This is a genomic window from Pseudoalteromonas sp. CO325X, assembly GCF_004208955.1.
In the GTDB taxonomy this organism is placed as follows: Bacteria; Pseudomonadota; Gammaproteobacteria; order Enterobacterales; family Alteromonadaceae; genus Pseudoalteromonas; species Pseudoalteromonas ruthenica.
In genome coordinates this window covers 59,152-83,669 of sequence record NZ_SGPG01000014.1, presented here as the reverse complement: position 1 = coordinate 83,669, position 24,518 = coordinate 59,152, and the positions used below count along the sequence as shown (strand labels likewise).

Sequence of the window (24,518 nt, the reverse complement as noted above, 5' to 3'; positions counted from 1 at the left end):
TGTGATGAGCGAGAGAGCGAATACCGAAGTTGCTGAGCGCGCGCACCCATCGGTCACTGAACTATGGCAGCGCTACCTGGATACCTTTGTGGGTGAGCAGCGAGCGCAGGCGCGGATGCAAGGTGTTTGGCATTTCTGCGATAATGAACACGACGCTAACGCTTGTGCGCAGTGGGTGTTACAAGGAAGAAAACAAGCCACAGCCCCGGGTTTGTGGGAGTTAGAAGCTGCCGCAGAGCCGCTGCCGCAAGTTGGAGATATTCATATTGTCACCAATTGGCAGGGGCACGCACAGTGCGTGATCCGCATATGTGCGGTGGAAGTGCTTAGCTTTTCCGCCGTAACTGAGGCTCAAGCTGCTTTAGAAGGCGAAGGCGATGGATCATTAGCGTATTGGCGCCGCGAACACCAAGACTACTACCAGCGGGTATTCGCAGGCAGTGATAAGGTGTTTACTCCCTCTATGCCCATCGTATTTACGAGCTTTGAGGTGCTATTAAAAAGCTAGCGTTTCACTTACCGATGTGTGGGCTGCGTCGTCGCACTACAGATGCTGAGCTACATAACGCGGCACATCGAAAGGGGCACCATCTAGGCTAAAGTGATTATCTAAGGCGTAGGCCATTTTTTCTAATGGCGCATCCATATACCCGACACTTTGAATTTCCTGCATATAGCGAGCAATAAATTGCGCCATACCAAGGTGCTGCCATTGGGCGACATGTACTAACTCGTGAAAATGAACACGGAGGTTTTTTGCCACATGAGGCTGCAAGTAATAGGTGTTGTTATAAGTGATACCAGCGGCATCCATATCGATAAAAGTGCCAAGCCCAAGCTGCCGAAGCTCTGGAAAGTCGGGTTTAGGAAGGGTATCGACGACAACAAAATAGGCATTATGTAGAAAGGCCGTAGGATAAAAATCAGCAAAGTTATCCATTAACTGATAACAACTCTGCCTCTGCGGTGTAAACTCATTGTTGGTATGCTCTATCCATTGGGTTATCTGTTCTAACATTGATACCTTCCTTGTAATTGGGGGCAGCGGCAGCCTAATGGCTGGATCCCGTTCGCGCAACACATGTCTTTTTCATAGTTTCCAATATATTAATGTATAAGGCAAACAATGCTTAAAATCATCGATAAATATGAATATTGGTAAGGTTTAAGGTGGATTTGGTTGTTAAAGGCGGTTATTTTAAATTTAGTTTAATGTGTCCACTTCCCCGTTAATGACACAGTTCTAAATTAGAATTTTCCAGTTTTGCTCGGTAAGCTGCCGGTGGCAGGTTTCCGAGACTTTCATGGGTTCTTTCTTCGTTATAATCCAATCGCCAGAACCAAGCCATATCTCGCACTTGGCTGAGATTCTCAAACAAGTAGGCATCAAGAAACTCTCTGCGGAATGAACCGTTAAAGCGTTCAACAAAGCCATTTTGCTGCGGCTTGCCAGGCTGGATATACATCAGCTCAATGTGATTGGCCTCGCACCAATCAGTCAGGGTGGCCGATATTAACTCTGGACCATTATCTACGCGTAGCTGATTCGGTAATCCGCGCTCAGCCTTAAGCTGCTCTAACACGCGTACGACACGGCTAGCGGGCAACGAGGTATCCACTTCAATTGCAAGGCACTCTCGCGTTCCTTCGTCCACCACATTTAACGTTCTGAATCGTTTACCGCAATACAATGTGTCATGCATAAAATCGAGCGCCCATTGGTGATTGGCTTGCTCCTGCACTTCTAAGGGCTGAACAATTCGCTTGGGTAGCACACGTTTCGTTCTTCGTTTTAGGTTCAGCCCCATCTGGCAATACACGCGATAAACGCGCTTATGGTTGAAGGGAAAGCCTTTGAAGCGCATTCGGCCAAAACACTTCCAGAAGCCTGCTCGTGGCGACTTCTCAAGCTCGGCATTGATAGCATCAATGACAGCAGCATCTGCTTTACGCCAGTCTCGTTCAGGGCGATAAAAGGTCGAACGGCCAATGCCAACAAACAGACAAGCCCTTACGATACTTAGCCCCGCACCAACCATTACGCTGACGCATTCTCGTTTATCCGCTGTCACCAACCCTTTTTTGCGAAAAGCTCCTTAATCGCATGATTTTCCAAACTAACATCTGCAAACATCTTTTTAAGCTTGGCATTTTCCTCTTCAAGCTCCTTCAACCGTTTGACGTCAGAGGCTTCCATCCCACCGTATTTGGACTTCCAGTTGTAATAGGTTGCACTACTGATACCGTGCTGACGGCACACTTCCTCAACCTTCCTACCCGCATCGACTTCTTTTAATACTGCGATGATCTGAGATTCTGTATAGCGTGATTTTTTCATAGTCGTCTCCTGCATTAATCATTACAGAAAACTCTAATTATGTCTGTCTCAGTTTATGGGAAGTGGACAAATGCATATTTAAAGGTGCTTTTTTAAGTGGAGGTGGTGTGAGATTTTTATTGTTAATTATTCCTTTTTCGTTTTCATTGTGTGCTGAAGAGTCAGGCGTTATCCCAAAAAGTATTAACTTTGTTTCAACTCATTGGGTGCAAGGAAAAGGAACTTTTAGGGTAATTAGTTTTAACTCAGAGTACGAACCCTGTTTTATCATTGAAAACTATGAAGGCGGCCTCCACGCTGGTTTAACAAGTAGCAACAAGGTGTGTTCAGTTAACGTACCAGGCAACGAGGTTGTAAATATTAATCACGATAGGTCAGGGGGGAGTTGGTTTGAAGACTTTGAATGGGTAGATGATGGGCTCTCCTTTGCGTTCGACTCCGCAAAGGGAAAGTTTAATTGTATTGCTGGGCTACCTATCTCTGTTGGTGATTTACCCCAGTGTATGGAAAAATAGAATAGTTAAATTGGTTTAGACCAGAACTGTCGGGCCCACCCTAAAAACGGTAATTACGTCCCAGAGCGTGAATTTGCGCCTTTATTATGAGTAATATCTTCTGCTTTATCGCTGATAAAATCGTCCCAGCATCTAGACATTTTCGTACTACCTAATTTGAGCTCACCATTATCAGGTTGGAATAACTCATTTACAGTAAAGCCGTCGATTCTAGACTGCCCTTGGTTTAAGCTGAAGTCGGCTATTATTTGAGTAGGACCGTCAGTGATTATTGGCGTTTTCATGTATACATCAAATGCTAGATAGTTTGATGCGTCATAAAACTTAGAGATTACAAAGTTTTCTTCACGATACTCTAAAACAACTGCAACGCCGTTATTTGCTTTGTTTAATGTAATGCCATCGCCGCTCGCATCGATTTGTACTTGTTGCCAGTTTTTTCCTACTGCAAATTCATTGAGCTCGGCTGCTAACTCCATTTTAATTTGTCTCTTCTGAGCGTTACCTCTGAAAAAATTAATGGGATGATCAATGCACGAAGAGTTTTCAGTTTCGTCTACAGCACCTTTGTATTGAAATGTATGCTCTTTATATTCTTGAAGGTTAGATTCATTGAGGTTGACGATTGTTGACGCAAAGTCTTTTTGAAATGTGAAATAGTCTTTTGCAGCCAGTTCTTCGCTCGGAGTGAGTGACTCCCTATCTGAGCTCACTTTAGGTTGGTTGTTAAAGTCGAACTCGGTAGTCACTATAAATTTGTAAGCACGTTTATCGCTGTGTGAGAGAACGATTATTTCTTTACTAATAGGTTCACAAACAGCAGAGGCCGAAGCGTGATTATGGTGATCGCACTTGTTTTCAGGGGCTTCTTGTATCGCTATTTTTTTGGCTGCCTCCAAATCGCAGCGCGAACAGGCATATGCCTCTGTTAACGTTGCTATCGCATGTGAGCTTGCCATAAGTATGCTCGTTGCGAATAAGTACTTAGCTAGATACGCCCATATTTTCATTATACATTCCATGTTGTTATCTTTTTATTTACATTAACAGTAATTAGCTCTCGTGGGAATGGTTATATTTTGGTCTAAATCTTTTTGCTGAGAGAAATACAGAAATAGGAGTTACCTACTCACCAAATCAAGAATCGCAATAAGCTAGGGCTTAATTACTTTAAAGAACCAATATAACTCTCTACTGCCATGAGCAAAAGCCTTGCTGCAATGCTGATTAAAGCTTGTAACCACGCTTATTTCAGGCCAAAGCGTGATTCTCAGTGCTGAAACCTAAGCGCGTGATTACACCAAGGATTTTGTTACAACCTAAGCTTGCATTGAACCGCCTTCCTTATAGACTAGGGAGCAATAAAAAGAACAATTCGAGCCATCAATGGAATGTATTTTCTTTGGCGAGTATCGGTTTGATACCAGCACCCATGAATTAAAGAACCAAGAATATTCCGTTTCCTTAGACCCAAGAATGGTTGCGCTGTTGCGGTTTTTTCTTGCCAACCCAAATAGAATTATTAGCCGAGACGAATTGCAACAAGCCATCTGGCAGGGGGTGATAGTTACCGACAACGCTATTAATAAGCTTGTTGCCAGCTTGCGAAAAACATTGGCCGATGATCCTAAATCGCCGCGTTATATTCAAACTGTGCCAAAGCAGGGCTACCGCTTTATTGCCACTGTACACACTCAAGATAGTCTCAACACAAACGTGCATGTGGATGAAATTAACACCAACACCCAGCCCAAAAGCCGTAACCTTGCCGTTAAAGCTGCGGCACCCGTACTAATTTGTGCGGTGGTTGTATTGTTGTTACTTTGGCAAAATGGCGAGAACGGCGGCCTAAATTACGGTGAAAATACCGTACTAACCCGCGTTGATGGGGCTAAAAGAAGCCTAGTGGTGGCGCCAAAAGGGAACACTGTAACCTTTATCAATAATACCTATGCCAATGGTAATGAGTTATGGCATAAGCGCTTGGACAACAACAATGACGATGTTGGTGCGGTTATTGAAAGTAAAGATTATTACTTTGACTCCCTTATTGCTCAAACCGCCAACGCACTGATTGTTAAAGGCTACTACCAAGACCAATGCGGCTGGTTCAAGGTGCCGTTTAGTCGTGAAAGTGCAGCGCTGACTGCACCAAGTGCACAAATACTTGATTGCGAGAGCTTAATATCGCACCGATACACTTTTGATACACAAACCGAGTCGGTTTGGCTGCTTGGTCATGCTCGCAACCATGAACATAGAAATAGGCTCTATCGAATCAATCTTAACCAAGGTCTTGAATCGGTGGCTGTTGAGTTGCCCGAGCAATGGCAGTTAGTTGATCTTGATTTAAAGCCCGGAGCCAAAAATTTGTTATTGGTTGCCAATAATAGTGAAGGGCAAAGTCGACTTTACCAGGTTGACCTTGCTACTGGGGCGGCAGAGCCTTTGATTGATGTTGCGCAACAGTTGAATCAAGCTATTTGGGGCCATGCGCAGCATCAGCTTATTTATGTTTCCGCATCAAAACCCGCACAACTACAAATGCTGAATATTCAAAGCGGTGAGTCTCAGGTAATCGCCAGTTTAGGTGATAGACTATGTTGTGCGCTGGCGCGCCACCCCAATGAGAAAGATTACATCTACTCAACCTACGATAAAAACATAGATATTCGCTGGCAAAACCCTGGATTTGAGCTGGACAACAGTAATGGCAATGAGCGATTGCCGGCATTCGCTCACACTCAACCCGGTATTTACTTTGTTTCCAATCGTGCTGGCAGCGACCATATTTATTTTCAGGCCCCAGGACAAAGAGCACAGCAAATAGTGCCTATGTCCGAGCATATGGTATTAAATGAGCTGGCGGTTTCACCAGACGATAGGCTGGCCGTAGTTAATCATGATAATCGTCAGCTCTGGCTGGTGGATATCGTAGAGCACGGTATAGCCAAACGAGCACACATAAATGGCTATGGCTTTGCACTGTCTTGGCTTAACCCGACGTTGTTTTCTTTAACGGTGAAGAATCAGCACCAGCGCCGAGTGAGGATTTACAACCGACAGATGCAGTTATTGGCTGAGCTAGACGCTCCTTGGGTACGCATTCTCGTCGATAACAGCGAGCCACAATTTGCTTACCTCATAAATCAAAGCAATGAGTTGTATCGTTTTTCCTTTTCCGAGATTCTTGATGGCCGGCTGCCCGAGGCTGAGCCGATAGGAGAAGTGGCAAGCTATTCAAATGCCATTATTGTTAACGGGGTGTTGTATTTAAATAACTATAAAGAGGCGCAGCTTTCCTCCTACAAGATAAATTCAACCTCTTTGCAGCTGTTAACTCAGCAACCGCTTAATGCTTACTATGGCTTTGATGTTGAAAATGGGCAAATTGTCTATGGTGGTACGCGTGCGTTTAGCAGTGATCTGTATACAACACACGCGCAATAACAGGTTATGGCTTAAAAAGGGGGGGAGCTGTTAGCTTCGTGGCGCTACCATCTGTAGGTGTAGGCCATTTTTATAGCGGTTTCGTCAAACACTTGCTCCCGTTGGTGCCAGCCCTGCTGCAAATCGTAGCCCCGGTTAAGACTAAGCAAGTACACGGCGTCTGGCGATGGCTCATAACGCACTCGACTGAAAACCGAAAAACTGTCAGCTTGGGTGTTATGCTGCAGCAGATTATTCCACGACCATTCAGTGTTAAAGGCGATATTCACGCGTAATTGAGTGTTGAAGAGCTTATCAGCGGCGGTGTCGGTATCGTAGTAATACATATCGTGGCTCAGTTCCAAATACAAATGCCTATTCGGGCGGTAATTAAGGGTGGTGCTGACTCGTTCAAAGTCGGCATCGTAAAACATCCCTTTTGCGAGTCTGGCGGTGACGTAAAAAGGTTTACTGTTCGCTGTTCTAAAATAGAGCTCATTGTGGCTGTAGTTATACTCTCCGGCTGTGAAGGTCAATTTATCGGTAAAGTTAAATGGTCGCTCGAGTACTTTTTGATAGCGGTTGTGACTGAGGAAAAAGAAGTTATCACCTTTGGTTTCAACCTGAACCGGCCTTATAAATACGCTTTGCCCTTGGCGATGCCCCTCAGTGTTCTCCCTTAGATAATAAAAACCAGTGAACTGATAATAATTAATATGCTGAGCCAACCAACCCGATTTCGGCCGTATCCGATAATGACTCACGCTCTCGTAGTAGCGTAAATCTCTGCGATTCACAAACCCCAAAGCAGGGTTAAAGTCTTTACCTATATATTGAAAGCGCCCGCGTAAATAAAAAGCGTCGTTTAGCAGCCTCAGCGAGGCGCCATATGATGCTTTATCAGCATCGTTAGGCTGCACTTTATCTGCCAGCTCCGCTTGCTGGTAGAAGGCATGGGCGACTAGAGGATAGTCATTAAACAGCGTACTTTGGTAGCGGTAATCGGCACCTACTAGGGTTCTATCCCCCGAATCATCTGGGCTACCATGAGTTAAAATGACGCCAAGCTGATGCGCAGGGGCAACTTGATGAGTTAATCGCGCCACACTTAGTTGCGTTTGTTGTGCTCGCGAAGTATCGCTATCTTGATTGACGCTTAATATCCCTAAACGAGTATCGCCGATTTGCCCTGTGAGTTTGGTCCCCCAATTGATATCCAGTAAGTTCGAGTCTTTACCTTGTCCGATGCGCCGGGAGTAAAACGCCATGCCGTTCGCGTAGTTATCATCCATACCGCCAAAGCGAAAGATCTGACTATCCTGCAAGAAAAAATCGCGCTTTTCAGTAAAATACTGGCTAAAGCGCGTGGTATTAAGCGGCACTTCGTCCACTTCTGTGCCGGAAAAATCGGTGTTGAGGGTTAACATTCCCGAGAGGCTTGGGGTCAGTTTATAGAGTAGATCTAATGATGGCGCTAAGTCGCTCTCACTTTGGTTACGTTTATAGGCCAAGCTCGGCTTTGCTTCAATTCCAAGCCCCTGCTTTAAGCCCGTTAAACCGCTAATGGGCGCCAATTGATTAGTATGCCAGGCATAATTGCTGGGGTTATTGAGGTTCCAGTACACCTGAGTGTTCGGGCTCGCAACCCTATGGCGAAGCTGTAGCCCCCAGTTTTTGGCATCTTTTTCAAATGAGATGGACTGCATGGGAATAGCAATTTCCACATACCAACTTTGTGCCTCAATGCTGGTTTTGGCATACCAAAGGGTCTTCCACTCGCCAATATAGCGGGTGCCATCGACTAGGCCGTCTTCTTTTACACCGGAGGGGGTGACATGAAAAAGGTAGGCATCAGATTTATCGAAGTTGGTATCTAACACCAAACCGAAGTAATCTTCATGCCACATGTACTCACCTTGAGTGAGCACCCTGTCGGTGAGAGTTTGCTCAGGCTGGCTGATCTTCGCCGCTACGTAAAAGAACTCGCTATCGTAGCTGATATAAGCTTGTATCGGATAATCGGGGCGCTCGCCTATATTTGGGCGAAAAACGACAAAGTCCTCTATGCGTTTTGCATCTCGCCACTCACCTGGAGCGAATTTGCCATCGATTTTGGGTTTATTTTTTAAGTTGGGAATGGGCGTATCGGTTTGGGTGAATTGTTGCCACTTTGCCTGTACTGGCGCACCTATTAAGCAAATAAATAATATGAGTAACTTAACAAAGTAGCGTTGAATGGTTAGAGCATCTTTCATCTTTTTTTCTCGTTGTAAAACACCACTGGATGATGCGCGAATGAGCGCAAATAAAAGTGATAAAGACGAGAAATTAAGTGACAAAGTTGTGATTAAAGGTGATAAAGCAATGCCTAACAGGCTGAATATAAATGTTTTTTATAAGAAAGCTTTATAAAAAGTAGAGATAGCTTTAAAAGCCGAGTATCAATATCAAGGGAAGTTAACCGTGGCTTGAAAAGCACAAGATAGGCACAATGGTAAAGTTACAGTAAAGGAGATTATGCAAAATGATAAAAATCAAAAAAGGAATAGCTTATAAACTTGCTCTGGCATTTTGGTTGTTTATGGGGGTCGTAAAGGCATATGCAATCGATAATCCGGATGCACCAGACTTAATTGGAGAATTTGTAAAACGCGAGGCTAGCTATTTGTTAGCGATTGAAAACCCTAAAAATAGTACAAGTGACTATCTTGTTGCCTATAACCATTACTTGAACTTTTTGAATGAAGAGCTTGAGAAAGCTGCGCAAGAAATGACGTCTAAATTGCCAGATAATAGACGTTCAGAATTGATGGCTGCGCAGTTGAACTGGGTAAAGTATCGTGATGCGGAATTTGAGTTTATTAAGAATACTTGGAACCGTAAAAGTTTTGGTAGCTCCGCAGCGATTTCTCGTGGTGGTTATCGGGCAAGTATAGTTAGAGACCGTATTCTTCAATTGTTGCATTACACAAAGAACTTCTGAGCACAGGCACTGTAAAGCGGATGATATTTTAGATACTTGCGAGCACCGAGTCATAAGAGGTGAGGTGAGTAGGGCGATAAAAGCCGAGCGTAGCAATAACTATTCGGTAAAGCCATTTTCGGCTCCCCAAGTGCGTGAATCGTAAGCCAACACTCTCCACAAGCTTAATACTCTTCTACCAAAAGGAGCCTACACTTTGCACCTATGGGAGTTCATGGTCAAAGTCTTCTTTTTCAATAGTACTAGGCAATAGAGCCGTATTAATGCCAAACAAACTATCATCAAAGTCAGTGCAAACAGTTTTAACTTGGACTTTATCCCCATTGAGCACCATCACTCCTGCGGATTCTGATTTGCTCCAGAGGGTATCGTTGATCCGATATGAGTTACACATAACATCATAAACAACGTAACTGGTATTTCCGGTTTTAAACCTTACCCTACTAACAGCCCCTCCGGAGCAAGCCGCGCTACTGAAAATAGGAGAACTCAATTGGCGTTCAATGTTATCTCGAGTTCCAAAGAGGTACTTAACTGAGCCAGTAGAGGTTAAGCACACAGAAATGTTTTTTGTCCCTACCTCACAAGAAAAGACTATTTTATCGTCATATTCGCAGAGGTTTTTTCCAAATGCGGGAAGGCAAATGATTAATGAAACAATTAAGAAAGTTACAGATTTCACTATTCGCTCCTTTGCCTTCACACTTTCGTTGGTTATTTTGTAAATTTAAACTGAACTGATTTAATGTCGACCCACATGGACTCTCCTTCGGTTAAATCTGTGGTTGCATCATCAATGACCATTTCAGGGTAAAGGCTAGGTTGAGTAAAACCTTGCTCTGGAAGGAAATCTCTATGGATCTTACTTGACCAGTTCCAAGGTCCGTCTTGCCAACCTTCTAACACTTCGGGCTCAGGTTGTGGATAACTAAGGTATGTACTTACCTGCACAGGAGTATCCTCACTTATGTGAGCCAACAAGGAACTTTGGTTAGTATCAAAATTTAAAATTAAGCTGTTACCTGTTTGAGTTAACTGCACAGTATTATTATCTTCGTTACTATCAGTGGTGGGCTGTATAGAATCTGTCTGGTGCTGTGGTAAGAGAGTCCAAATTTTACTCCCTAATTCAGCAATCGAAATTTCATGGTTATCTGTATAGTCACCCGCTCCCTTGTAGTGCTTGACGTTTATAGAGATATCACCAGAGTCCAACACACCATTTTTATTGATATCAAAATTAATTCCATAGTCATATTCGACATACCCATATTTTTGGGCATTTCGGTTAATCGTTATATAAGAGGGTAAATATGAAAGTTCTAGCTTGACCTCAACATTTTCTACACCGTAGAAATTTTCGCACCCAGGGTATGGATTAAAGGAATTAGCTTTTGAAAAAGAGAGCATATATCCATCTTCTTCGATAATTAAATCCGAACCTTGTAACTGAAAATTAGATGTTGCTCGTTCGCCTGACTGTATGTCGGTTGCAGTTAATGATGATTCAGTACTGCTATTTACCTGAAATAGTCCAGATTCATAACAACCCCGCTCTTCATCTAAGGCAAAGGTTGTTATAGAGTCTTTTGAAATAGCCACGTGAACCAACGGACCAGTTGACCATACTCCGTAAAATTTACTATCTAATGGTACGTCTACTGTTTCTTGTTGTTCAGCTTTATCGCTTGAACCACCACAACCGGCTAGTACCGCACAAAATATGATCGAAAGGGAATGATTTTTAACCACAATATATCCTTATCTTTTTGAAATAACTGCTAAATGACAGCGTTAAATTTGACATGATGTACCGACGCTTCTTTTTGGGGAATCGCTCGTTGACGATACTTGCGCTATGTACCAGGTCGGTAGGTAATTGTTCCTGTGAGTTTACGAGTGAACGTTAGAGTTTGTTATTTTTTCCAGGTGTCTTTTTCATTCTTACAGCTACTTAATAGACCCACAAAAAATAATGAAACCAAGTCTAAACCAACGCCAAAACCTAAATGACTCCCCCACAATAAATGAAGTAAGGGATCAAATAATGAAGCTTTCAGTGATATTCCATCTTGTAAAACAACCGCTAGGTATCCAAGGCCTGAATATGAGTAATAGATGAAGCCCAAATTCAATGACAGCAACTGAGCAACTTGGTTGAACAAAGACAAATGAAACCCTGACTTTTTCCTCTTTAGCAGCAAATAACCCGCTAACCCATTGAGTATTGAGGCCGCTAGGAGGATTGCGACATTCAATAATGTCACTTGCTCAAATAAACTAGCAACACCAACATATAAAAAACCGATGCAAGTGATGATTTGAAGCCAAGCAAGAATGTTTAAGCGGCTATGTACTGTGATATGGAACTTGTCTTCTTCGTTTTGCTGGTATTGTTCTACTTCTTCTTTTCTTACTTCCAATTCATTAAGCAGTTTTTGATATCTATCGGGGTAGGCATGCTTATCAATGTTGCTTAAACTTTCTTGTAATTCTGGGATTGAGTAACTTGAATAGTCCACTTATTCTCCTGAAAAATAACGTCCTGTTAATAATGAAAATATAGTGGGCTAATATAAGCGACGAAGAGGTAAAGCCAACTGTATTTTTTGTACAGCTTTTTTGGTTGATCCTACCACTGATGTACAGGTAAGTGAATTATTTAATTATTTTCAACTAGCGTCTAGCCTCTTGATTTTCGCCCATATACATAGGCAATTGAGGGGTTACATTTAGCTACTGCTAATCTATCAATCAAGCTGTCTTCCATAGAGTCTCAACAGTAGGTTTTATTATGCCTGATAGTGAGATATTTGGGAGGTCAGTGTTCAATCAAAGTCGGTTCTAAATACAATGACCTTGATAAGTTATTTTGAACTTTGTTAAAGCCTGAGAGCAATCTCTACAATTTTCTAGTACAGCAGAAATGAACGAAGTTGAGCGTAATTTGAATTTTTGCAGATATTAAAATTTTTTATATTAACTAGAGCTACATAACGCTGAGCTAGCAGGCAGTGACATAGCGGCATAATCGCAAGGGCCACTACGTTAACACACCCATGTCACGCGCAGTGTTATACATGGTAAGTGTCTTGTTATATTCACTTCGCTGCAAAGTCCTCGAGTATTTGCATTGCTGGTGTCGGTTTGTTTACCCAAACGCCATTTTCCTTGACCTGCATTGTCTCATTAAAGCCGCCTTGAGAATTAAAGTATTCGATGACTTCTCGATAAAAGCTTTCTATCAACTCAATATCTCGTTGACTTGTTGGTGGTATTTTTACAGCGTCGATGATGATAACTTTTGTGGAAACATGGCCGCGTAACCTAAGCTTAGCTTGGTCTATATTTCCTTCTTCTATACTTCGCAAGGCTTGAAGCATAAAGCGACCATTTTCAACATGCTCCTTGGTGTATGTATTTGCCAGCGACATATAATTTAGAAAGAACGCTGAAGAAAAGCCCAACCCAAATACCAAAAGCGTAAAGATACTTGCAAAGGTTGCTATTACAATTTTAGATTTCAAAATTAATTACTCCTTGTAAATATTACGATCTTTTTGGGGGCTGGTTTTAGTTTGTTAAAATGTGAAGCGAAACTGAGCAAACTGTTAGCAGTCCCGCTTAAATTTTTTGTTATGTTTTGCTAACGAATAACCTCACATTTATTTTTAGAGCCATGCATATCCAATCTTTTTTGACATTCTTGAAGGGCACGTTTACGAGCTTTCCTTTTCGAGCTATAACCTTCCGAGTAGCCATAAAACTCCCATCCATCTTCAGCTTTCCCTAAAGCAAAGGCTTTCTTTGATTTTTTCTTTTCAAATTCTTTGAGTGCTTGCTCTGTATCATACAGATAAGTTTTTGGATCGCATAAATTTGAATCAGGCTCCTTTTCGCAAAAGGTTGGAGTAGATTGACAGCCAGCCAATAAGAACAGTGGAATTAATCCTAGGTATTTCATCGATAGTCCTTTAAAAAATAAGTGTATTAGCGTGTATTGTGGGTTAAGCCAGAAACTTATTCGCACACTTGATATTTATCCATATACTCATAAAGTTACCAGAGTGGATTGGTAATGTCTAAATAGAAATAGAATAGGGTTGTGGGAAACTGGCTTAGAGGTATCTGAGCCCAAAAATGGCACGATATGGAAATATAAAAACTCATTATTTTCAGTCGGTCAGCTCAATTTTCTACTTATTCGAGCCAAAGCTGTTCTGCATAAAGAGCCACATTTTGACCCTAATGGACACTACGGCATGAATACGAAAGTTTTATGACAGTTTGCAACACGACAAGGTTCTAACGCCCAATAAGAGACTGATTAATGCTTGGCTAAACTTGTTTAGCGAGGCGGAACCGGGCCAAACTTTGTCAGTCTATCATTTAATTGGCTCATTATCTTTTTTATAATACTGCTCAAAAAGTGTATTAAATAGATTACCTTTCGAAAAGTAGAGCACGAAACCTAAAGAAAAAATGAAGTAAAACATCAGTCCCCAACCAACAAGAGGGCTATCATGTGGAATTAAGTGAAATCTAGCTAAGAAAAACGACAGCATTGCACTTGAGAAAGTAATAAGCATATTTTTAGCTTTCTTATTGCGAAAAATATGTTTTAATAATTTTATATTTCTTGTGATAAGAAAAAAGAATGTTACAAAAAAAAGTAATGCTGTTTCCACTTTACCACTGTGCATATAAATAGCAAAAAAACATGGGGATAATAAAAGTGGCAATACTTTTCTTTTATACTCTTCTACTGTTTTTCTTCGATTAAATCCTTCTGGATTTTTGTGTCTTTCAATATCCTCTGCTCCAGCGTTAGCTGGGCAGCCACAAAACTCACATTTATCCAAATTTGGCTCGTTGCCAGCCTGACAGGCTTGGCAAGTCCATCTATATCCTGACATTTTTCTCTATGCTCAAAAGGAAGCTAACGCTGTGATAATCAGCAGGCCGCGCGTAGCGTGGCCTGTCCGGTTGAGCCCCGTAGGGGGAAATTCATCGTCTTGCTAAGTTTTTACCCCTAAACAGATCGCAATAGCCGCCAATGCAGCCCTCTCTTCCTTGCTAATCTTGCTGCCAAAACCGAAGAAACCACCCGAGGCTTCAGCTATCTGTTTACCAATTATGAATAATGAAATCTTAAATTGATTCGCACGATCCTCAGATAGGTTTGCTTCAACTATAGACTTTAGTGATTCAAGCTCAGCGATATAGTCTAATTGCTTAGTAGCCATTTCTCCGATTATCTCAGGAATCTGTGTAATAACGTTCGTTACAATCCTATTAATCAAAGGATTCTGCAGAAACTCAGGATTAGAAAGCACTTTCATAAATTCTAAGACTTCTTTCTTGTCTACCTTTCCATCTGCCGCAGCAACAAGAAAAAATATCAGAAATGGAGCTTGCTTCAGCTTTTCAAAATCTTCGGTGGAGAATTCAGTATTCTCTGCCCCAGACGCTGAATTACTGACTCCCGCTTGATCTTCATACTTATCAGCCCAAATCTTTCCACCCTCTGGGTGCGACTCTAAGCCATTGAAGAAAGCATCAGAGATCCATTCGTAATCCTCAGCTTTAAAACCAGTTGCTTCTGTAATTTTAAGCCTGTGGACTGCAAACCCCTTTTCATGGCCTGCGTTCCTATACGGAATCATGAACTGCGCCTTTTTGGACGAGTCATTCGCAAAGGCCACATCAACAATTAAGCAATCGGTTTTACCAGAATCTAGAGTTACAAGAGCATCTTTGATAAATACACCACCTTTATGGTCACTATCTAACTCGTTGATCTTTTTATCACCGATTGACATCGCTTCCGCTGAACCCATCGCGAGCCTTTCCATATTCTCGCTTCCGTCAGACTTCAAGAAACCAACAATTGGAATCAATGTCTCGCCACTTGATACACTCCAAATTGCATGGGATGCAAAATTACCAGCCATAGTTAATACGTTTTTCATTTAATACTCCTTTATTTAAAGAATCGTGAAAGCTTAATGTCATACATAAGAGGCTTACAGCGAAGCTGGGCGTCCTAATGAGCGAAGCGAACGATTTTAATGTGCTTGTTAGCAACATTTACTGCACCAAATCCTCTGAGGACTCAATAATTGCTTCCATGACACCCTTGATTGCATTTGTATCGGCGCTTTCAAGGCCTAACGCCCAAGTATTGAACTTTGGTTCAAAATACCCTCTTGGTTTCTTTTCTAAGGCAATCTTGAGTTCTGGAATATCTTCTATTTCTTCTTCTTCACACTCACTCAGATATTCATAGATCCCATCTGAGCATTCTACAGAAGAGAGGTTTGAATCATCAATCGAGTATAGACGACACCAAGGTCCCTCATCACCTATGATATAGGCCTTTACTACTTGAACCTTTTTGTCATTGAGTGCTGTTAGAATGCTTTTGACGCCGTCTTCGGTTCTTGAGCCGCCGATTACTTCTATAACTGAAATCCCATTCGTAGTTTCTTCACTTTCTATGCCAAGACCGAAATCTCCTTCGGCTATGCCTTTAGCTAGATTAACTAATTCAAGTTCGGAGTTTTCGTTCGAGAAATAGATTGTTCCATATGATTCCATAATATTGTTCCATATTGTTCCATATTGTTAACGCTAAACTAAGCGAAATAATGCAGTTAGCTATAATGTGCGAGGTGCGGGCGCGAGCCAACTGTAATTTTTCCATTTTAGCACCTTGTAGCTTTATTTTTTAATTAAAACACTACTTTCATTGCTTTTTTTAGGTAATGAAATTATGAGTTCACTCCAGTCCAAGTTAGGGTATCTAGCTTTAAATAAAGGTATATCCCTCGCTTTATTACTCGTTATTTCCCAAAAATAATCTTTTGTCGCTGAATACTCTCCAATGTAATTAATAGCGCCACTTTTAACTTCAATTGGTATTGAAAATTCATCTTCAGGGTGCCAGTTTCGGGATAATGCTCCTCGATTTTGGAATAAACGATAATTGTAAAACTCATATTCCCCTGCTGGTACTATATAAGCAAAAAGGTTACCTGAATATTTTTTTTCCTTATAATCGAAATCATAAGCCACAAAAGGTGCTGTAGTTGATGCTTTACCTAAAATATTTACATCTTGCTCCATATTCGAATCTTTTGAACGGAGACTAATACTCCAAATATCATAAATGGCGGCAGCATTAGCTCTTGATAGAGAGCCGATAATCACACCATATCCATCTTTTTGAGCTAAACCATTATCAATAGTTTCTGGTAAATTTGGTCGTTCAGTCATTTTACAGCTAAATAAAGCGAGACTCATTACTATTAGAATAACTTTCTGTACAGAATTCATAATAACCCTATCTGTGGTAAATAAAGCTAATGCCTCGTTTAGCCGGAGCAAAATAGCAGGCTGAAATTAGCTACGAAGGAGCACAAGCCTTCTGTTTTGTGCCCCTTAAATGAAGTGCTTGTTAGCTGCCCGTTTTAGCAAATGAAACGCTTTTCGGCCAATTGTTTGTATACTGAGTTGAATCGAAGTCCATAACTCGTTGTTCTCGGTCTGTCATATAACCCCACCTGAGAAATTTTGTAGTGAGCAAATTACTTTTAATTGTACCGTCTGGTGAAATCAAGATGCCTAGTTCTGATGCTTTTTGAACCCAAAGCTCAATTTCGCCATTGTTATCTGCTAGTAAGAATCTCTCATTGTAAGATGGTGATTGAATAATAAATGAATCACCTAAATTGTATTTTACATACCAGATATCACTTGTTCGTACCTTAGAAGTAGTCGCACTTATAAACTTACTTTCAAATTTCAGGTGGTTATCAGGCTCGACTCCCATATAGTATTCATTTCTTGGAATTATATTTGTTTCAACTTGGTAAGTAGGATAATCATCTGAATTTACTCGGTATTGACCCGTATCTCCCATACAGGAGTCACATGTAGCCGCTACTGTAGCATTGTGTATTCCACTAGGAATAATAAGTGAACAGCTAGTCAATAAAAATGCGAGAAAAAGCGTACTTCCAATTCTAATCATAACTTTCCTTAGGGTTGCTAACGCCTTGCCAACTCGCAGTGTAGGCTGTCCCTTAGAAGCCAAGCTTGTTTGTGGCCGGAATGAAACTAAGTAACTTTTTATGTGGCTGTTTTAACTTTAAAAACTCTGTGGATAACAAATAACATTACCAAAGCAAATAGGTTTATGCCTAAGCCAGTTGGATTATTAAAAGTTTGCTGTATATTACCTTCGTTGCGAAAAAAGTAATGAATAGGAAACGCAAAGCTTGCCACAAATTTAAAAGAAAAAGATTCGCTGTATATGAATATTAATTGAATAAAATAAAATACACCTAGCAACCATTTTGCAATCTTATGGATCTTATTTAGAAAGCAAAACATTGCCCCAACTAACCCAGTGATTAAGAATAGGAAACTTAAAATGCTAATTTCACCATTCAAAACTGAAGCATATAGCTCCCATCCACTTAAGATGAATGTAATCAAGCCGAGTAAATAAACCTTTAAATTAGTCACTATTACCTCATTAATTCGACATATCTGAAAGACACATGACGCCCGCATAAGTGGCGCATAAAAGCTTGGCTATTCTAAGCGAAGAATGAGCGCTGCCAAGCTTTTTGCGTCCACCCTTGATGCGTTTGCTTACAACACCCTGAAAGATTCCACCCATTGGTTATAACTATCTGTATTTTCGTTCAATTTAGTAATCTTCTTCGGATTTTCCAAAGGTAACACTTTTGAAATAAACGCTATTCTATTTTTATATAGTTTAATGGTGCATACCCACGTACTAGCTATGTTTTGGTAAGTTCCCTTAGCTAAGAACTTGTGAGAGTTAGAATCAGGCAAACTTCGTTGCTCTATGACACTGAATTCACCAGTAGAGCTAAACCTTTTTTGAGAATGTTCTTTTACAATGTCGGGAAGAACTTTCTGAAATTGCTCCATTGTCATTTCTTTGGGTAGTGTAACCCATTCAATAGTGTGTAAACCTTGAGGAGTCCAGTAACCTGAGCCAATGAAAAAATCGACGAACAATTGGTCGATATAAACTGTGTCTTTGACATTTGGATTAACCAACGCGGGGAAATCTACAATAAATTCATTATTTGGAGATGTATATGTTTCATTTTTAAAATCCATCTTTCCTGAAACATTTAACGTTGAACATGATATCAAGAAGAAAGCTAAACCAAGTATTGCAGCAATTCTCAAAATTAACTCCTATAAGCTTAACGCTCCAATATGGGGCGCAAAAATGCTTGGCTATAATTAGCGACGAAGGAGCACAAGCCAAGCGTTTTGCGTCCAATTGCCATAATGGCCTTGTTAGTGCGAGATGTTACATTTACTCGTCAATATTGAGCAGCTATTTTTAAATTCATCTGAGTTTGAAAACCTATTTTCTGCAATTAAATAAGTCTTTTTCGCTGTTTTAACGTATAGAAAGTTTATTTTTCCTATCTGCTTCATATTTAATTCAAGCACAGATTCGAAGGTGAAATAATTTTCTTTAGATTGCCATGGGGCACTCGGGAGAATTACTCCTTCGTTTGTAAAAGCAATACGACTTTTACCACGAACCCTTTCAAAAACACCGAAGACTCCAATAAGTGCGACCAACACCATAAATAAGGACATTGACCAAAAAAACACTTTCGTTCCAGTTTGCCCAAGCTCAATTATTCCATTGATAGTTAAACCCGAATAATTACGCTCTGCTTCATAGCCCATGAATATCGCGAGAGATACACCAATAAAAATTAAAAATAACATACTACGCCACCCCATGACGTATGGGTATTCAGTTTCGATTTGAGACTCCTGCATGATTTACTTTCCTTTTGAGTAACTTGCTAGGTTTATAGCTTTTTGTAATACACATCTATTTTGTGCTCAACAGCCTTGAAGTCACTTTTGATCTTGAGAAAACAAACTTTTCTTGTTTCTTTTTCTTCGTAATCTTTTCCTGCGACCTTGGTTGTGGCTGTTGTATTAGAAGTGGCACAAAAACCGGTATCGTCAGTTAATTGCACACTTGTATTTTCGAACGTAGAGCGCGGAGTAGAGTTAGGCTTATTCATTTTTTTCATGAACCCAACCATTTGTTGTCCCGTTATCTTGCGGCTATCACTGCCCATACCAGGGACATGCATAGTTTGGACTATTTCATACTCGTCAGTGAGCCATTGGGAATATTTGCTAGCATCATTACTCATGTAATCTGATTCAAATGCAAAATAGGTAGACTTTAACTCGTCATTTGCAAAAACATTTAAGCTTACAAATGCCACAAGCGAAAAAATATATTTCAATGGTTACTCCTTTAAACCTAATGCCTCATTCAGGGGCTTTTAATTGTTGGCTAAAATAACGAACGTAGTGAGGAAAGCCAACGGTTGAAAGTCCCGCACTGCAATGGCTTGTTAGGTGTTTTTAAACCTTTGCATTAGATATATGCTACCAACAATTGTACCAAATGGAACACTAAACAGAATAAGAATAGACACGGGCAGTGCGATTTTGTGAACGGCCTCATTTTGTTTTAATAGATACAAACCACAGAGCAAAGATAGAAAATTAATTGCTAACGAGGCATAAATTAGCAAAAAAAATGAAATTGGTAAGGATTGAACACCAGAAAATAGAGTTATACCGAATATATAAGTAAGTAAAAATGCTAATACTGTGCAGGCACCATAAATGGTAAACGCAACACCTGAAGCCTTAAATTGATTATCCATAATTTTGATTTATCTCCATCCTACAGAAACACCTAACAGTGTATTAGCGTGCATTTCGGGTTAAGCCAGAAACTTAAATAATAAACACTTAGTTGCACACTTAACATTTGTCCATAAATTCATAAAGTTACCAGAGTAGATTGGTAATGTCTAAATAGAATAGGGTGGTGGGAAACGAGCATTGAGATATCCGAGCCTAACAATGGCACGATATGTAAAATAGTAACTTTAATATTTTCAGTACTTTAGCCTGATTTTCTACTTATTCGAGCCAAAAGCTGTTTCTGTATAATGAGCCTCATTTTGACCTTAGTGGGCAACTTCACTTATTCCAAATTTACATGCTGGTGCGCATCACCACTGATCGACTCCGAAAAGCCAAGTAGCTCAGCTGTTCTTGCTTTTGGCTGTTATGCATTTATGGCACAACAGCGTGTATGCTTAGCAGGTTTGCCACGCGCCGTCACAAAAGCGTTCAATCTGGCCGTCGTCGTCCCAGCGCATTAAGTTGAGCCAACGGTTATCAACCAGGCTTTTAACGCTTTCGTGGCGCGCATAAATAGACTCAATAGGCGTTCGTGGCGCGGCGATGTACACGCTCAAACGCAGTGGCTCGTGCATCCAGCGTTCGCCATTGTGGATAGATTGCATCGCCAGGCCAATACGTAAGTCGCCGCCGTTACCCTCAAAGATCCCGATGTTACCGCCTACCGCATTGTGCAATACCTTATTGCCACTGCCGTATTTGTAGTTATCGGTGACCGATGCGGTATATTGGCTGTTGATCCAATTGGTTACTATCATTGGCGCGGTCATAATAAGCTCTAAAGTGCGAAAGGCTTCATCATGTTGCCAGTGGTAGTCGTGTAAAAAGCTACGCCCTTGCAGGTTTGCATTGCGTGTCCAGCTACGCGGTGCGACGATAAAGGCGGCATTATTCGCCAGCCCCCATTCCGGACGCACTTGCGACCAGTCGCCAGCGCGGTTTAAATAGGCTTTGTCGATGTCTTTATCGCTTTGCTCTTTAAGCTCAGGGGCAATATTAATTAACCGTTCGCGCTGAGCTGTATTCGTGGCGTTATCGAGCCACTGACGGCTTTGCTTGTCCAACTCGCTATCAAAAATCTGAATATGGTCGGTGGTGGTGTTATGCAGCGCGGCAACAAACTCGGTGACGCTAGGAATCGTGATCCCTTTGCTAGCCACCTGTTCACGCACTTGTTCGTCATTCAATAATTGCGCTAACACACGCACATTCACCTCGCCGCTTTGTCCGCCACAGGCGCCGCACTCAAGGCCGGCAGCGTGAAGGTTATTGGTGGTGTGGCTGCCGTGACCCACTAACAACACCTTGGGCGCATACCGCTGAATGCCCATGGCTTTGAGCACCCCATAGGCGAACTCGGCTTGTTGCGCCAAGCTTAGGTTATGGTCGTCCTTATGCAGTTGCCACTCAATGTGCTCATTGTGTGCGGCTTTTTTGGCTCGTTTAAATGAGTTTTTCAGCATTTTCAGGGCGTACATCCAGCCTGCGGATTCCACCATCGAAAATGACGACGGCGCCGCCTTTGACCAGCCTTGCCAATGAGCACTGAAGTGGCGTTTGCGTTTTGCACCTTTAGGCGCCTGGGCTTCACTTACTTTGATAACAGGTTTAAGCAGCCCCGGAAGTTGTGGGCGTTTGAGCGCGCTGTCCGCCGGTTGATACTCTAGCGGCAAGCCAAAAAAGCCAGCAAAACCAAAGGTATGAATGTGCTCACTTTGTGCCTCTAAGGCACGGCGCATCACTTCTGAGCGCACATCAATACAAAACACAGCCTGTAGCGCACTTTCGCTAGGGGGAGCAGGCTCTGCTGCTTTGAGTGTGGCATGCAAGTTTTGCTGATAATTGACCTCTAACGCTTTGGCCCACACCCACAAAGGTTTTTGCGCTGCTTTAAACGCTTGTGTTCGCTCAGAAAGGTGCTGTTTTTCACATTGCCATTGCTCATGCAACACCGCGAACGTGCAGGCGTGTTGCGCTTTTAAATAGCGCCAAATGACCACATCCCAAGCCATGCGGATCGCCAGCAGTTGCAGCATGTCGTCTTGCGGTTGTTGATAGAGCCGGCCTTGCCAGCGAATGTAGGCCACCCATGAGGCCCAGCCGTTCATATCGAGCAATAACGCATGAGCATAGGGCTCAAGCATATCATCATCCAGCTCTAACAAACGCAGGCTTTGCGATAACAGCTCATCAGCCGTTTCTGGTAGTTGCTGAAAATATTCATGTAAACCAGCTTCATCCATGACGATACTGATGCCTTTGTCAGCACGAATAACACTGAGCCAGTGTTGGTATAGATCTGGCATTGACGAGACATCGTCACGGTACAGCATCGGCCTTAACTTTTGGTAATGAGCAGCGCAGAACTGACTGATCTGATGGATTATTTCATCCCGCCACGCCATTTTGTGGGCCGGGCGGTGGGCATCTAGTAAATCGGCGATATTGTGCCAATGCTGTTGTGGCAGCGCGATTTCCAAAGCACTGTGTAGTTGCTCGGGGGTGAAGTCATAGCCTAGTTGACTGTTGGCCATGGCCAAATGCGCATCGGTGATGTCGCCATCGGCCCAGCGCTGGCGATAATACGCACGAGGCATGAGCAAGTCGACATTGGCCAAGGTTGCCAGCCGGGCAGCCACATCTTCAATGGCAAGACCGCGCATTTCCCAAAACGGATTAACCGCTATCATCTGATCTAACGGCCAGTTCGGCGCTATGTATTGGCATGCTTGAGTAATAGCCTGTTGCTGCGTGGTGCTCAAGCTAAATAGCGGTGCAGGCGAGGGTTGCTGAGCGCTCATTAAAAGTTCTCCTTAGCTGAACTGGCGGACGAGTGTGAGGCAGTTTTAGCATTTTGCCGAGTGGGTAAGCGCGTAGGCCATATTCTCAGAGTGAGTCGAGTCAGCCATTCATCTAAGTACAAACCTGCGAACAAGATAGCCGAGAGAGCTTGCACTCTAGGTTTATGGTTTTGATAGCGTAAAACATAACTACAACACATCAGGCTGACAATCAGTAATAAGGTCCACAGATCGGCAGCACTCAAGGGGGCCTCTCGCCAGTTACTTGCGGGCACAGCAACCGCAAACAGCGATTTAAGGGCTGCATAACAGCTGGCCAGAGCCAGAGCTAACAGCGCCATGGTGACAAAGTGGCCGTTGGTGATAAGCCCACGACGAGTAGCAATAAGTACACTCAAGGCGAGGGCAACCAACGCCCATACACTGATGGCGCCGTAGTAACCGCTAAAATGGTATACCAAAGCTACGGCAAAGCAGGAGAACACGCCACTGGCAAACCAGTCTTTGCCATTGGGTGAGCGCCCCGGTGACAGCCGCCGAGCGATATCTTCTTGCACGGCGCTGCCTGAATTTAAAAATGCGTGTGCTTTGTAGGCTGAGTGGGTTACAAGGTGCAGCAGGGCGAGCTCAAACAGCCCTAATGCGCATTCAACCAGCATTAACCCCATTTGTGCACTGGTGGACCACGCCAAGCGTACTTTCACGCTTACCCGAGTGGTCATCACAAGGGCGCTGATCACTGTGGTGAGTCCGGCAACGATAAGCACTAACCATTGTCCCACGGTGGCTTGCATAAATAGGGGCGCGAAGATGATTAACAAAAAGCCGCCTAAGTTGATAACCCCGGCGTGTAAAAGCGCACTAACCGGGGTCGGAGCTTCAACTACTTGCATCAGCCAACCATGAATGGGTAGCTGTGCACACTTAATCAAGGCCGCTAGGGCAATAAAAAACCCGGCGCAGTGTTCGATGAGTGTCAATGGCACCGTGTTGTTAACATAAGAGGCGGTAATTTCATTGATTAACAAGCTATCGTGATGCCAATAAAGCAGAGCAAAGGCCACTAACAGCGAGGTTTCTGCGCAGCGTGCGACAATAAACTTTTTATGGGCAGCCATCACCGCACGCGGTCTGTCAGGATAGAACATCAGCAATCTGTGGAGGGCGAGGCTAATGGCCACCCAGCCCAGCCAAAACAGCACAAGGTGGTTACTAATTACCACTAAGGAGACCGCACTTAAGGTAGCGATTAAGCGTCGCCAAAATAAGTTGATTCGCTGCTCACCGGCCATGTAATTGCGGCAAAACTTTATTAATATCAAACTCATGAAAAGGATAAGACCAAGGACGATTAAGCGCGCAGGGGACAGTGTTAATACGCTAAGGGGATTGGCATCAAATTGGCTGTAAAGCACCGCTGTGGCGGCAAAAATTAAGCCAAGTAGGGAGATAAGGCGAAACGCTCCTTTGCCATTGTTGGCACGCTTCTGCGTCCCTATATACCAAGAACTTAGCGCCAAGCTCACAGGAATAAAGGCCAGTAAAACAGAAATTAACATGTCACTCATCGATGGCTCCTTGGTTGAGTGCAGCTAGTATGGCAAAGATGCAAAAGTAAAAAAAATATATATAATTTAACGAAC

The 24,518-nt window shown here is 42.5% G+C and carries 25 protein-coding genes; 4 read left to right on the top strand and 21 right to left on the bottom strand.

Going from position 1 to position 24,518, the window contains the following annotated elements; genetic code table 11:
- Nucleotides 1-4: 4 nt before the first annotated feature.
- Nucleotides 5-508, top strand: a complete 504-nt coding sequence (locus tag EXT46_RS05825) for an ASCH domain-containing protein (RefSeq protein WP_130145859.1) — start codon at nucleotides 5-7, stop codon at nucleotides 506-508.
- Between the two features lie 36 nt (nucleotides 509-544).
- Here EXT46_RS05825 and EXT46_RS05820 read toward each other — a convergent pair whose 3' ends face one another.
- Nucleotides 545-1,018, bottom strand: a complete 474-nt coding sequence (locus EXT46_RS05820; RefSeq protein ID WP_022945803.1) for a hypothetical protein — start codon at nucleotides 1,016-1,018, stop codon at nucleotides 545-547.
- Between the two features lie 211 nt (nucleotides 1,019-1,229).
- Nucleotides 1,230-2,338, bottom strand: a protein-coding gene (locus EXT46_RS05815; RefSeq protein ID WP_130145857.1) for an IS3 family transposase whose coding sequence is annotated in 2 segments (ribosomal slippage) — nucleotides 1,230-2,089 and nucleotides 2,089-2,338 — 1,110 coding nt in all. Because the reading frame shifts where the segments join, the coding sequence is not laid out codon by codon here.
- 107 nt (nucleotides 2,339-2,445) lie between these two features.
- Between EXT46_RS05815 and EXT46_RS05810 the strand changes: the two genes are divergently transcribed.
- Nucleotides 2,446-2,853 carry a hypothetical protein gene (locus EXT46_RS05810; RefSeq protein ID WP_130145855.1) on the top strand — a complete coding sequence of 136 codons (408 nt, stop codon included), beginning with the start codon at nucleotides 2,446-2,448 and terminating at the stop codon, nucleotides 2,851-2,853.
- Between the two features lie 53 nt (nucleotides 2,854-2,906).
- Here the strand turns inward: EXT46_RS05810 and EXT46_RS05805 are convergent, their stop codons facing one another.
- Nucleotides 2,907-3,812: a hypothetical protein gene (locus EXT46_RS05805; RefSeq protein ID WP_130145853.1), complete on the bottom strand. Its 906-nt coding sequence runs from the start codon at nucleotides 3,810-3,812 to the stop codon at nucleotides 2,907-2,909.
- Between the two features lie 427 nt (nucleotides 3,813-4,239).
- On the opposite strand from EXT46_RS05805, the gene EXT46_RS05800 reads away from it, so the two are divergent.
- Nucleotides 4,240-6,303, top strand: coding sequence for a winged helix-turn-helix domain-containing protein (locus EXT46_RS05800; RefSeq protein ID WP_130145851.1), 2,064 nt, complete (start codon nucleotides 4,240-4,242; stop codon nucleotides 6,301-6,303).
- Nucleotides 6,304-6,347: 44 nt separating this feature from the next.
- Here the strand turns inward: EXT46_RS05800 and EXT46_RS05795 are convergent, their stop codons facing one another.
- Nucleotides 6,348-8,537, bottom strand: coding sequence for a DUF5916 domain-containing protein (locus tag EXT46_RS05795; protein WP_205988219.1), 2,190 nt, complete (start codon nucleotides 8,535-8,537; stop codon nucleotides 6,348-6,350).
- A gap of 269 nt (nucleotides 8,538-8,806) precedes the next feature.
- On the opposite strand from EXT46_RS05795, the gene EXT46_RS05790 reads away from it, so the two are divergent.
- On the top strand, nucleotides 8,807-9,265 hold the full coding sequence (locus tag EXT46_RS05790) for a lysozyme inhibitor LprI family protein (RefSeq protein WP_130145849.1): 459 nt from the start codon (nucleotides 8,807-8,809) through the stop codon (nucleotides 9,263-9,265).
- Between the two features lie 202 nt (nucleotides 9,266-9,467).
- Here EXT46_RS05790 and EXT46_RS05785 read toward each other — a convergent pair whose 3' ends face one another.
- The 17 genes from EXT46_RS05785 to EXT46_RS05705 form a co-directional block, all read right to left on the bottom strand.
- Complete coding sequence (locus tag EXT46_RS05785) at nucleotides 9,468-9,947, bottom strand: hypothetical protein (RefSeq protein ID WP_130145847.1); 480 nt, start codon at nucleotides 9,945-9,947, stop codon at nucleotides 9,468-9,470.
- 32 nt (nucleotides 9,948-9,979) lie between these two features.
- The gene (locus EXT46_RS05780) at nucleotides 9,980-11,017 is read right to left on the bottom strand and encodes a hypothetical protein (RefSeq protein ID WP_130145845.1); all 1,038 of its coding nucleotides are present in this window, start codon (nucleotides 11,015-11,017) and stop codon (nucleotides 9,980-9,982) included.
- A 164-nt stretch (nucleotides 11,018-11,181) separates the two neighbouring features.
- Nucleotides 11,182-11,787 (bottom strand): hypothetical protein, encoded by a 606-nt coding sequence (locus tag EXT46_RS05775; RefSeq protein ID WP_130145843.1) that lies wholly within the window; start codon nucleotides 11,785-11,787, stop codon nucleotides 11,182-11,184.
- 579 nt (nucleotides 11,788-12,366) lie between these two features.
- Nucleotides 12,367-12,792, bottom strand: coding sequence for a hypothetical protein (locus EXT46_RS05770; protein WP_130145841.1), 426 nt, complete (start codon nucleotides 12,790-12,792; stop codon nucleotides 12,367-12,369).
- Nucleotides 12,793-12,911: 119 nt separating this feature from the next.
- A complete protein-coding gene (locus tag EXT46_RS05765; RefSeq protein ID WP_130145839.1) occupies nucleotides 12,912-13,229 on the bottom strand; it encodes a hypothetical protein in 318 nt (105 codons plus the stop codon).
- A 421-nt stretch (nucleotides 13,230-13,650) separates the two neighbouring features.
- Entirely contained in the window at nucleotides 13,651-14,181 is a 531-nt protein-coding gene (locus EXT46_RS05760) for a hypothetical protein (protein WP_130145837.1), read from the bottom strand.
- Between the two features lie 102 nt (nucleotides 14,182-14,283).
- Entirely contained in the window at nucleotides 14,284-15,237 is a 954-nt protein-coding gene (locus EXT46_RS05755; RefSeq protein ID WP_130145835.1) for a hypothetical protein, read from the bottom strand.
- Between the two features lie 118 nt (nucleotides 15,238-15,355).
- Entirely contained in the window at nucleotides 15,356-15,865 is a 510-nt protein-coding gene (locus EXT46_RS05750; protein WP_130145833.1) for a hypothetical protein, read from the bottom strand.
- A gap of 123 nt (nucleotides 15,866-15,988) precedes the next feature.
- The gene (locus EXT46_RS05745) at nucleotides 15,989-16,543 is read right to left on the bottom strand and encodes a hypothetical protein (RefSeq protein WP_130145831.1); all 555 of its coding nucleotides are present in this window, start codon (nucleotides 16,541-16,543) and stop codon (nucleotides 15,989-15,991) included.
- 181 nt (nucleotides 16,544-16,724) lie between these two features.
- Complete coding sequence (locus tag EXT46_RS05740; protein WP_130145829.1) at nucleotides 16,725-17,300, bottom strand: hypothetical protein; 576 nt, start codon at nucleotides 17,298-17,300, stop codon at nucleotides 16,725-16,727.
- A gap of 98 nt (nucleotides 17,301-17,398) precedes the next feature.
- Nucleotides 17,399-17,797, bottom strand: coding sequence for a hypothetical protein (locus EXT46_RS05735; RefSeq protein WP_130145827.1), 399 nt, complete (start codon nucleotides 17,795-17,797; stop codon nucleotides 17,399-17,401).
- A 129-nt stretch (nucleotides 17,798-17,926) separates the two neighbouring features.
- Nucleotides 17,927-18,499, bottom strand: coding sequence for a hypothetical protein (locus tag EXT46_RS05730; protein WP_130145825.1), 573 nt, complete (start codon nucleotides 18,497-18,499; stop codon nucleotides 17,927-17,929).
- 114 nt (nucleotides 18,500-18,613) lie between these two features.
- Nucleotides 18,614-19,114: a hypothetical protein gene (locus EXT46_RS05725; RefSeq protein WP_130145823.1), complete on the bottom strand. Its 501-nt coding sequence runs from the start codon at nucleotides 19,112-19,114 to the stop codon at nucleotides 18,614-18,616.
- A gap of 32 nt (nucleotides 19,115-19,146) precedes the next feature.
- Nucleotides 19,147-19,599, bottom strand: coding sequence for a hypothetical protein (locus EXT46_RS05720; RefSeq protein ID WP_130145821.1), 453 nt, complete (start codon nucleotides 19,597-19,599; stop codon nucleotides 19,147-19,149).
- Between the two features lie 111 nt (nucleotides 19,600-19,710).
- The gene (locus EXT46_RS05715; RefSeq protein ID WP_130145819.1) at nucleotides 19,711-20,028 is read right to left on the bottom strand and encodes a hypothetical protein; all 318 of its coding nucleotides are present in this window, start codon (nucleotides 20,026-20,028) and stop codon (nucleotides 19,711-19,713) included.
- Between the two features lie 441 nt (nucleotides 20,029-20,469).
- The gene (locus tag EXT46_RS05710; RefSeq protein ID WP_130145817.1) at nucleotides 20,470-22,875 is read right to left on the bottom strand and encodes a DUF2309 domain-containing protein; all 2,406 of its coding nucleotides are present in this window, start codon (nucleotides 22,873-22,875) and stop codon (nucleotides 20,470-20,472) included.
- Nucleotides 22,875-24,443: an NADH-quinone oxidoreductase subunit L gene (locus EXT46_RS05705; protein ID WP_240701091.1), complete on the bottom strand. Its 1,569-nt coding sequence runs from the start codon at nucleotides 24,441-24,443 to the stop codon at nucleotides 22,875-22,877. The genes EXT46_RS05710 and EXT46_RS05705 overlap by 1 nt, the downstream gene beginning before the upstream one ends.
- Nucleotides 24,444-24,518: the final 75 nt, after the last annotated feature.

What these genes read in the sequence shown, in the direction of transcription:
- EXT46_RS05825 (WP_130145859.1), top strand. Translation starts at nt 5, where the DNA reads ATGAGCGAGAGAGCGAATACCGAAGTTGCTGAGCGCGCGCACCCATCG.
- EXT46_RS05820 (WP_022945803.1), bottom strand. Translation starts at nt 1,018, where the DNA reads ATGTTAGAACAGATAACCCAATGGATAGAGCATACCAACAATGAGTTT.
- EXT46_RS05805 (WP_130145853.1), bottom strand. Translation starts at nt 3,812, where the DNA reads ATGGCAAGCTCACATGCGATAGCAACGTTAACAGAGGCATATGCCTGT.
- EXT46_RS05800 (WP_130145851.1), top strand. Translation starts at nt 4,240, where the DNA reads ATGGAATGTATTTTCTTTGGCGAGTATCGGTTTGATACCAGCACCCAT.
- EXT46_RS05795 (WP_205988219.1), bottom strand. Translation starts at nt 8,537, where the DNA reads ATGAAAGATGCTCTAACCATTCAACGCTACTTTGTTAAGTTACTCATA.
- EXT46_RS05790 (WP_130145849.1), top strand. Translation starts at nt 8,807, where the DNA reads ATGATAAAAATCAAAAAAGGAATAGCTTATAAACTTGCTCTGGCATTT.
- EXT46_RS05765 (WP_130145839.1), bottom strand. Translation starts at nt 13,229, where the DNA reads ATGAAATACCTAGGATTAATTCCACTGTTCTTATTGGCTGGCTGTCAA.
- EXT46_RS05760 (WP_130145837.1), bottom strand. Translation starts at nt 14,181, where the DNA reads ATGTCAGGATATAGATGGACTTGCCAAGCCTGTCAGGCTGGCAACGAG.
- EXT46_RS05755 (WP_130145835.1), bottom strand. Translation starts at nt 15,237, where the DNA reads ATGAAAAACGTATTAACTATGGCTGGTAATTTTGCATCCCATGCAATT.
- EXT46_RS05750 (WP_130145833.1), bottom strand. Translation starts at nt 15,865, where the DNA reads ATGGAATCATATGGAACAATCTATTTCTCGAACGAAAACTCCGAACTT.
- EXT46_RS05745 (WP_130145831.1), bottom strand. Translation starts at nt 16,543, where the DNA reads ATGACTGAACGACCAAATTTACCAGAAACTATTGATAATGGTTTAGCT.
- EXT46_RS05740 (WP_130145829.1), bottom strand. Translation starts at nt 17,300, where the DNA reads ATGATTAGAATTGGAAGTACGCTTTTTCTCGCATTTTTATTGACTAGC.
- EXT46_RS05725 (WP_130145823.1), bottom strand. Translation starts at nt 19,114, where the DNA reads ATGCAGGAGTCTCAAATCGAAACTGAATACCCATACGTCATGGGGTGG.
- EXT46_RS05715 (WP_130145819.1), bottom strand. Translation starts at nt 20,028, where the DNA reads ATGGATAATCAATTTAAGGCTTCAGGTGTTGCGTTTACCATTTATGGT.
- EXT46_RS05710 (WP_130145817.1), bottom strand. Translation starts at nt 22,875, where the DNA reads ATGAGCGCTCAGCAACCCTCGCCTGCACCGCTATTTAGCTTGAGCACC.
- EXT46_RS05705 (WP_240701091.1), bottom strand. Translation starts at nt 24,443, where the DNA reads ATGAGTGACATGTTAATTTCTGTTTTACTGGCCTTTATTCCTGTGAGC.